Origin of the sequence: Mycobacterium sp. 134, assembly GCF_048282715.1 — a bacterium.
Classification (GTDB): domain Bacteria; phylum Actinomycetota; class Actinomycetes; order Mycobacteriales; family Mycobacteriaceae; genus Mycobacterium; species Mycobacterium septicum.
This window is the reverse complement of sequence record NZ_JBLVUN010000002.1, coordinates 1-7,922: the sequence shown is the minus strand read 5'-3', so window position 1 is coordinate 7,922 and position 7,922 is coordinate 1. Positions and strand designations below refer to the sequence as shown.

Sequence of the window (7,922 nt, the reverse complement as noted above, 5' to 3'; positions counted from 1 at the left end):
TGTCGTCTGCCAGGAGGATGGGACCAGTGTGAGCTGATTTTGCCAGGGTGATGGGACCACCTGGATTGCCAGTTATGGGACCACCGGCGCGTCGCGTCGGTGGTCTCTTCATCTGTTCGTTTGATCGCCGTGATGGTCCAAGTCACGGAGGCGGCGGGCATGGCTTTTCGGGAGGTCAGTGTGAACGAGATCAGGGAAGTGCTGCGGGTGTGGCTGGGGGTCGCGGGGCTACCGGCACCGGGGTACCGCACGATCGCCGCGCATTGCGGCGTGGACCGCAAAACGGTGCGCCGCTACGTCGAGGCCGCGCAAGCGGCTGGTCTGCGCCGTAGCGACGGCGTCGAGGCTGTCGATGACGGGTTGATCGGGGCTGTCGCCGACGCGGTGCGCCCAGTACGCCCCGATGGCCACGGCGCAGCGTGGGAACAGCTGCTGGGGTTTGAGGACCAGATCACCGCGTGGGTGGCCGGCGATGGTCAGGCGCGGCCGTTGACGATCACCAAGATCCAGACGTTGCTGGCCCGTCAGGGGTGCGTGGTGCCGTATCGAACGTTGAACCGATTCGCCGGTGAGCGTTGCGGTTTCGGCCGCAAGGACACCACGGTGCGGGTCGCTGACGGGGATCCCGGGGTGGAATGCCAGATCGATTTCGGCTACCTGGGGATGCTGACCGACGCCACCGATGGGCGGCGTCGCAAGGTGCACGCGTTGATCTTCACTGCCGTCTACTCCCGGCACATGTTCGTGTGGCTGTCCTACTCACAGACCCTGGCGGCGGTGATCGCCGGCTGCCAGGCGGCGTGGGAGTTCTTTGGCGGGGTGTTCACGGTGCTGATCCCAGACAACCTCAAGCCGGTGATCGCCGCTGCTGATGCGGTCAACCCCCGATTCACCGCGGGCTGGCTCGACTACGCCGGCCATGTCGGGTTCCTTACCGACCCGGCCCGGGTGCGTTCCCCGAAAGACAAACCGCGGGTGGAACGTGCGGTGCAGTACGTGCGCCGAAACTTCTGGGACGGTGAAACATTCACCAGTATTGAGCAGGCACAGCAGGCTGTCACCGCGTGGTGTCTTCGTACTGCCGGGACCCGTATCCACGGCAGCACGTGTGCACGGCCAGTGGAGGTGTTCACCACCGAAGAACAGGCCCTACTGCTTCCGGTGCCGGGCGCTTACGACGTGCCGATGTTCAAGACCGTAAAGGTGCACCGCGACTTCCACGCCGAAGTCGCCAAAGCCCTCTACTCGCTGCCCGAGCAGTGGATCGGCACCGCGTTGGACGTGCGCGCCGATAGTGAGCTGGTGAAGTTCTATCACCGCGGTGTGCTGGTCAAAGTCCATCCCCGCCAGTCTGCAGGTGGCCGCAGCACCGACCGCGCCGATCTGCCCGAACACAAGGCCGTTTACGCGATGCGGGACTTGACGACACTGATCGCCACCTGCGCCGCGCACGGCCCCAACGTCGGGATCTACGCCGAACGCATCCTCGACGATCCGCTGCCATGGACGCGGATGCGCACCGTCTACCGACTCCAGGGCCTGGTGCGCCGATACGGCGCGCAACGCGTCGAGCAGGCCTGTTCGATGGCGCTGGACCTCGATGTCGTCTCGGTCAACAAGATCGCCTCGATGCTCGAACGCGCCACCGAGAACACGATTCCGGCGCTGCCGCTGGCCGTCGGCCACACCGCTACCCGGTTCTCCCGAGATCCCTCTGAATTCAACACCACCTCAACATCATTGAGTGTCGTTGCTAGTGCCGACTCCGAGGGGACCTGCTGACATGACCACCACAAACCGCGTGGCCGCAGACCCGGTCGGCGCAGACCTGCTCCGACTGCTCAAAGCGCTCAAACTCGGCGCCCTGGCCGACACCCTGCCCGAACGGGCCGCACTGGCCCGCCAGCACAAGCTCAGCCACATTGGATTCCTGGAAACACTGCTCGCCGACGAGGTCTCCCGGCGCGAATCCCGTTCAGCTGCCCTGCGGGCGGCCAAAGCCGGCCTCGACCCCACGATGCGTTTCGACTCCTGGACCGCACAACAGGACCTGCGCTATGACCGCACCCTGCTCGGCGACCTGACCGCGTTGCGATTCCTCGACGCCGGCCAGTCCGCGATCATCCTCGGACCCGTCGGAGTAGGCAAGACGCATCTGGCAACAGCGCTGGGGCACTTGGCTATTCGCCGCCGCCATAGTGTCCTGTTCGCCCGATCCGACAAACTGTTCACCCGGCTGCGTGCCGCTCGACTCGACCACACCGTCGACGCCGAGATCCGACGGCTGGCAGCCGTGGACGTCCTGATCATCGACGACTTCGCGCTGCGGCCCCTCGACGCCACCGAAACCAGCGACTTCTACGAAATCGTCGTCGAACGCCACCAAACCAAGACCACCATCGTGACGTCCAACCGCGAACCCGCCGAATGGTTGACCATGACCGCCGACACCCTGCTCGCCCAATCAGCCATCGACAGACTGACCGCTGCAGCCCACACCCTGGTCATCGAAGGACCGTCCTACCGCCAACGCACTCGACCCGGCCAGCTTGACCCAGAAGGGCCCGACGAGCATCCTCGATAACGCGCCACGGTGGTCCCATCCCCCTGGCAATCAGGTGGTCCCATCACCCTGGCAAGCGACAATTGCGCTGATGAGGGCAGCGCGCGATCGTCGGGGTAGGAAAGTCGGATGCCCAGCAACGGCGTCGCCAATGCGACCAACGCCACCGACAGCACGAGCAAGACCACAGCAGGACGCCGCATCACCCACAGCGCGAGCCGGTACCACACCGACGACTCCTCGTTCTTCGGCTGTACTTTGGCCTTTCGACCCAGCAGCTTTCGCAATGAGGGACGAATATCCAAGGAGTCGATGCGGTCGCCGCAGAACACCAGCAACGCTGGCGCGACGCACAGCGAGGCGGCCGTGGCGAATCCGACGCTTGCGATGCCCGCATAGGCCAAGGACCTCAGCAGGTAGGGCTCGAAAACGAACAGAGTCGCGATCGTGAGCGCCATCGTCAGACCTGAGTAGATCACGGTACGCCCTGCCGTATTCATCGTTCGAATCAGCGCTTCGCGATCAGTTAGACCCTTGCCTCGTTCTTCGCGGTAGCGGCTCAAGATGAACAACGTGTAGTCCACCGCGAAAGCAAGCCCCAGAGCCGTCGCCAGATTGACGGCAAAGATCGACACATCGGTGAATTGATGGATCGTCCATAGGCAAGCTCCCGTGCCGACCACTGCGATTGCCGCGGCGAGCAACGGCAGGCTTGCGGCCACTAAGCTTCCGAAGATCCAGATCAGCGCGAGTGCTGTCAGCGGAACTGCAACCGCTTCCAGCATCACCAGATCGCGTCGGGATTGTGCGCTGCCCTCGAAATAGGCGATTGATTGGCCACCGACGGTGACCTTCACTCCGTCACTTTCTCCGATCAACGGTTGCGCGAGATCATGGGCCCGTTGCGGTGCGTCGCGGTCGCCTCCCTCCATACGCGCCACGACGAGACCGGTTCGACCGTCGTCACTTACCAGTGCTTTCTGTAGCGGTGGCGGTGCGGTCCAATACGAGATGACTTGGTGCGCGTAGGCAGATCCCTGCAGTGCATGCACAATTTCGTGTGCACGCGATGCTGCCAGTGCGTTGTCGGCATTCTCGGCGGTGATAGCGAACACGACCGGAAGGCCGCCGGCGCTGAACACCTCGTTGAGCACCGTTTCCGCTCGCACGGACTCCGATTCCGGTACGTCATATCCGCCCGACGGCAAATCGGTGATCACCGGCGTCGCGTAGACAGCCCCTGCCAACAGGAAGACCAGGGCGGCTAACAGGATTCGTTTTGGCGCTCGGTAGGCGAAAGCCGCCAGTCGAGTGAGAAGCATTGTTGTATCTCCAATCTGTCAGGACGACCCCTCGTGAATGGGCCGTTGTCGGTGCGACTCCGTCAACACCTGCATCAGCTCCGCAAGCGAGGTAGGTGATCGATCCGGTCCGCGCTCGATGGCGCGCAGGGTTCATCGATCTCCATAACCTGACAACTCACCGTCGGCGAGTAGGGCGCAATCGGGTTCGGAATCCTCGGAGAGCATCCGGTCGCGGAGATTGACCGCGAACACGCTCCACATCTGCGCGTTCCGCCGCGCGATCCGGAACGCCGAATCCACGGAGTGCTGGGGCAGTGCGGCCGCCAAGCTGACAGCGGCTTGCGGCGTGCGAGGCCCTGCAGTCACCCACTGTAAGAACAGCCGACCAGAATTGTTGAACCTCAGCGACGGATCTGTCGACAGACCCTGCATGATCCGCGTCAGGTTGCTGTCACTGCTCGGCCAGCCATCTCCGGGGAGTTCGGGTCGGGAGCCCGCGTTCTCCGCAAGGACGTGCCCGCCAGAATCGGCACGCGACGCTGTCGTCGATGCTGGTCCCAGAACGGATATTTCGGAACTCCTAGGCGTGCCTTCGGGCTGGACCGGCGAGTTCTCGACTGGCTGGCGCGCAGGCCGCTTCTGGGCGCGCCGTACGCGTCCGTCTCGTCCAATCGTGCGTTCCGACTGGGGAATTTCCCCAGTTGGCCGTGCGCGCAATGCACCCACCGTCTTGTGAGAGAGCCCAGCAGCTTCTGCGATGCGTCGATCAGACCATTGCGGGTACATCTGCCCGATCCTGACTGCCGCCTTCTTTCGGTCCGACAGCCGCAGAGGCAGACCGTGCGCAATATTGGCCTGGACGGCAAGAAGGAACGCTTCTTCTCGACTGCCGTCAAAGAACCTCGCGGCGATCGTTCTTACTCCCTGCCGCCGAGCGGCATGGACGCGATGAGCGCCATCGATCACAGACAAGGTTGAGCGGTGGACGATCACGGGCGGCATGACCGCCTGCGACTGCGCCAGCAGGTCAACATGTTTGGCGTCGACGCCGCAGGACCGGGGAGAGAAATCGCAGCGAAGATCGTCGAGGGCGACCTGCACGATGTCGTCATTCGTGCCGCCGAGGGCTTCGAGTACCCGTTCTGAAGCACGTTCTCCACGAGGACCGACAATCTGGCTGGCACCGAGCCTTGACCGCGTCATCACCCACGCCCCACGCGATGACCAAGGCCACGACGCAAACGTTGATCGGCGCGTAAAGCGCAGTAAGCCAAAGTGTCTGAATGGAGCTGCCGTAATCGGCGGCACGATCCGGTCCGGTCACACGTCATCTCAGCATCAGCTAGTGAGTGCGTGACACCACCGAAGATGTGCGGACTACCCACCTCTTGGCGGTGTCTTTCCTTACCGTGCCTAGGGTCGTGTCCGGGATCCGGTGTAAATGGGGAGCACGGGCGTAGGTTCCGCTTCACGACCTGCAAGTCTGCGAAGAAGGAGTCACGCCCGTGCCTGTTCGAGTATCAGCTACCGATCGCATCCGCACCAAGATCGACGCTCTGTTTGCCGAGGATCGGGATCTTTCGGAGACCCTCGAAGAAGTCGCCCGTCTGGGCGCTCAACTGTTGATGCAGGCGGCCCTGGAGGCCGAGGTCACCGAGTTCCTCGGTCGCGAACGCTACCAACGCGCCGCGGACTGTCCCGACGCTAACGGCGGCTCACGCAACGGGTATCGGCCGGTGACGGTCAAGACCACCACTGGGCCGGTTACGTTGGAGCGGCCGAAGCTGCGCGGCGCCACCGCAGCGTTCGCGTCGCGGTTGTTCGGCAAGCACGTCACGAGAACCAACGCCCTGGAGACGCTGGTGATCGCCTCGTTCGTCCGTGGGCTGTCGGTGCGCGACGTGCAGGCCACCCTCGCCGAAACACTCGGCGATCAGGCCGCGATCTCCAAATCCACGGTCTCGGAAGTGTGTAAGGCGATCCGAGCCGAGTACCAGGCGTGGGCGCGTCGTCGACTCGACGAGATCACGCTGGACTACCTGTTTTTGGACGCGAGCTTCTTTCGGATGCATCCCGGGTCGCCGGCCGAGCCGGTGCTGGCCGCCTGGGGCATCACCACCGAGGGCAAGCCGGTGTTCGTCGGGTTGGCGCCCGGGACCGGCGAGTCGACCGACGCGTGGGCCGACTTCCTGACCGATCTGGGCGAGCGCGGCCTTGGCACTCCGCTGCTGGTCGTCTCCGACGGCGCCAAGGGCCTGATCGCGGCCATTGAACAGATCTACCCAAAAGCGTTGCGCCAGAGATGTCTTATTCATCGACTTCGCAACGTGCTCGCCAAGATTCCCACCGGGATGCATGCCGAGGTCCGCGACGGCTACTGGGCCATCTTCGATACCACCGATCTGACGGTTGAACCGGGGCCTGGGCTGGTCGAGATCATCGACAAGCGGATCGAGGCGTTCGCCGCCAAATACTGCGACCTCTACCCGGCAGCGATGCGGATCCTGCTCACCGACAAAGCAGGGTTGACCGCCTATCTGCGATTCCCGGTCGAACACCATGGGCGCGTTCGGCATTCGAATCTTATTGAGCGCTCGTTTGGGGAGACCAAGCGACGGACCAAGGTCATCGGCCGATTCCCCGGCGAGACCAGCGCCATCAGCCTGGTGTGGGCCGTACTCGACCGCGCCTCGGCCGGTTGGCGCGGCCTGACCATGACACCGGTCGGCACCCGATTGCTCCAAGACCTACGCCGATCACTGCTCGACCCACCCCGTGAACTGCGGCCGCCGCCCTCCGCCACGAGTGGCGACACCGACCCCGCAGATCCCATTTCGGCCACCGCGTAGCGACCCTGTGTTGCTTCGCCGGGTTCAGTTTCCGACTGGAACCGACACCTCCGCTCAGGCAGGAGGACGGCTCTATTACCGCTGGTCTTGACGGCTTGCCGTGACCAGGTCGATCGGTGGGATGTAGCCGGTGATGCTGTTGATGGTGCGATGCAGGCCGTGGTGCAGTGCGTCGATGTCGCAGCGGGCCAGGCCGCCAGCGGTGGCGATGACGTGTTCGGTGGTAAACGCGAGGTCGTTGATGGTGCCCAGAATGCGACGGTCAGCGGTCTTGGCCACGGCCACCTGCTGGGGATCAAGATCGCCCAGCGTATCCACGGGCAGGCCTTCGGCGTGCAGCGCGGCCTGGATCGCCGAGACGACCGGCGGGCCGATCGGGCGCAACCCCGCGGCGGTGACGTTGGGCATGAACACCGAGAACAAGGTCCCGGCGTGGGTCACCAGCAGGCATTTGCGTCGGTCGATCCAGACCATGTGGGCATACCAGTCGGTCGCGCAGGCTTCGCCGATGGCCGGCTCAGACACCCCCAGCAGCGCCAACACCCTGGCGGTACATCGCAGCATCACGACCCATGATCGTAGGCAGGGCCGCCGACAATCGGTATGCAAGAACGCCGTGGCTGGGCGCCGGTACAGTGTGGCGACGTGTTGGTCGCTGATCTGCATCACTTCCTCGACATGCCGCACGACGCTTCGGGTCCCGCGCGGCGCCTCGCGCAGCACTTGGGCGACATAGTCCGGGCGGGCACCGCCGGCGAGGTCGGTGATCGGTGGGTATCGGCATTGCCGTGTCGGCGCCGACCGGCCCACCGACGCTGCCCCGGACGGATGACCATCGCCATCGCCTCGGCCGAGGCATCGGCGCCGATCCGATGGTCGTGCAGCGTCTGCGACGACGAGGGGGTGATCAGCAACTGGGCAGATTCCCCATACGACCTGCGCCGCCGCGGACTCAGCCTTGCCGACGCCCTCGAGGAGGTCATCGTCAGCGACAAGACCGCCGCCGTGTTACGCGACCTGATGCTGCTTGACCCCGACTGCGAGCGACTGGTGTATGGCATGCGCGCCCACCCAAACGGCGCTGCCTTACTGACCAATGCCGACGACCTCGAAGAGCTGATCGGGTTCGTGGCCGCCGAAGCCAACCACGAACCCAACCGCCGCCGCCAAGACCGCCTCGACGCCGCGTTCAACGTACTGACCGAC

At 64.3% G+C, this 7,922-nt stretch carries 7 protein-coding genes and 2 pseudogenes; 5 read left to right on the top strand and 4 right to left on the bottom strand.

Features of this window, described 5'->3' with window-relative positions; all coding sequences use genetic code 11:
- Positions 1-159: 159 nt before the first annotated feature.
- Both istA and istB read left to right on the top strand, forming a co-directional pair.
- Positions 160-1,782: an IS21 family transposase gene (gene istA, locus ACNQVK_RS02225; protein ID WP_055111511.1), complete on the top strand. Its 1,623-nt coding sequence runs from the start codon at positions 160-162 to the stop codon at positions 1,780-1,782.
- Position 1,783: 1 nt separating this feature from the next.
- The gene (gene istB / locus ACNQVK_RS02220; protein WP_055110181.1) at positions 1,784-2,584 is read left to right on the top strand and encodes an IS21-like element helper ATPase IstB; all 801 of its coding nucleotides are present in this window, start codon (positions 1,784-1,786) and stop codon (positions 2,582-2,584) included.
- Here istB and ACNQVK_RS02215 read toward each other — a convergent pair.
- From ACNQVK_RS02215 to ACNQVK_RS02205, 3 genes and pseudogenes are all read right to left on the bottom strand, one after another.
- A complete protein-coding gene (locus ACNQVK_RS02215; protein ID WP_418028449.1) occupies positions 2,521-3,885 on the bottom strand; it encodes an MMPL family transporter in 1,365 nt (454 codons plus the stop codon). The genes istB and ACNQVK_RS02215 overlap by 64 nt on opposite strands.
- A gap of 132 nt (positions 3,886-4,017) precedes the next feature.
- Positions 4,018-4,233, bottom strand: coding sequence for a hypothetical protein (locus ACNQVK_RS02210; RefSeq protein ID WP_231965843.1), 216 nt, complete (start codon positions 4,231-4,233; stop codon positions 4,018-4,020).
- Between the two features lie 543 nt (positions 4,234-4,776).
- Positions 4,777-4,869 (bottom strand): annotated as a pseudogene (locus ACNQVK_RS02205) (hypothetical protein); the annotation flags it as partial.
- Between ACNQVK_RS02205 and ACNQVK_RS02200 the strand changes: the two are divergent.
- Both ACNQVK_RS02200 and ACNQVK_RS02195 read left to right on the top strand, forming a co-directional pair.
- A complete protein-coding gene (locus tag ACNQVK_RS02200; protein ID WP_418028450.1) occupies positions 4,849-5,013 on the top strand; it encodes a hypothetical protein in 165 nt (54 codons plus the stop codon). The pseudogene ACNQVK_RS02205 and the gene ACNQVK_RS02200 sit on opposite strands and share 21 nt — an antisense overlap.
- 359 nt (positions 5,014-5,372) lie before the next feature.
- The gene (locus tag ACNQVK_RS02195; RefSeq protein ID WP_052773184.1) at positions 5,373-6,716 is read left to right on the top strand and encodes an IS256 family transposase; all 1,344 of its coding nucleotides are present in this window, start codon (positions 5,373-5,375) and stop codon (positions 6,714-6,716) included.
- A 75-nt stretch (positions 6,717-6,791) separates the two neighbouring features.
- Here the strand turns inward: ACNQVK_RS02195 and ACNQVK_RS02190 are convergent, their stop codons facing one another.
- Positions 6,792-7,280: a DUF6933 domain-containing protein gene (locus tag ACNQVK_RS02190; protein WP_047036611.1), complete on the bottom strand. Its 489-nt coding sequence runs from the start codon at positions 7,278-7,280 to the stop codon at positions 6,792-6,794.
- 264 nt (positions 7,281-7,544) lie between these two features.
- Between ACNQVK_RS02190 and ACNQVK_RS02185 the strand changes: the two are divergent.
- Positions 7,545-7,922: pseudogene (locus tag ACNQVK_RS02185) on the top strand (hypothetical protein); the annotation flags it as partial.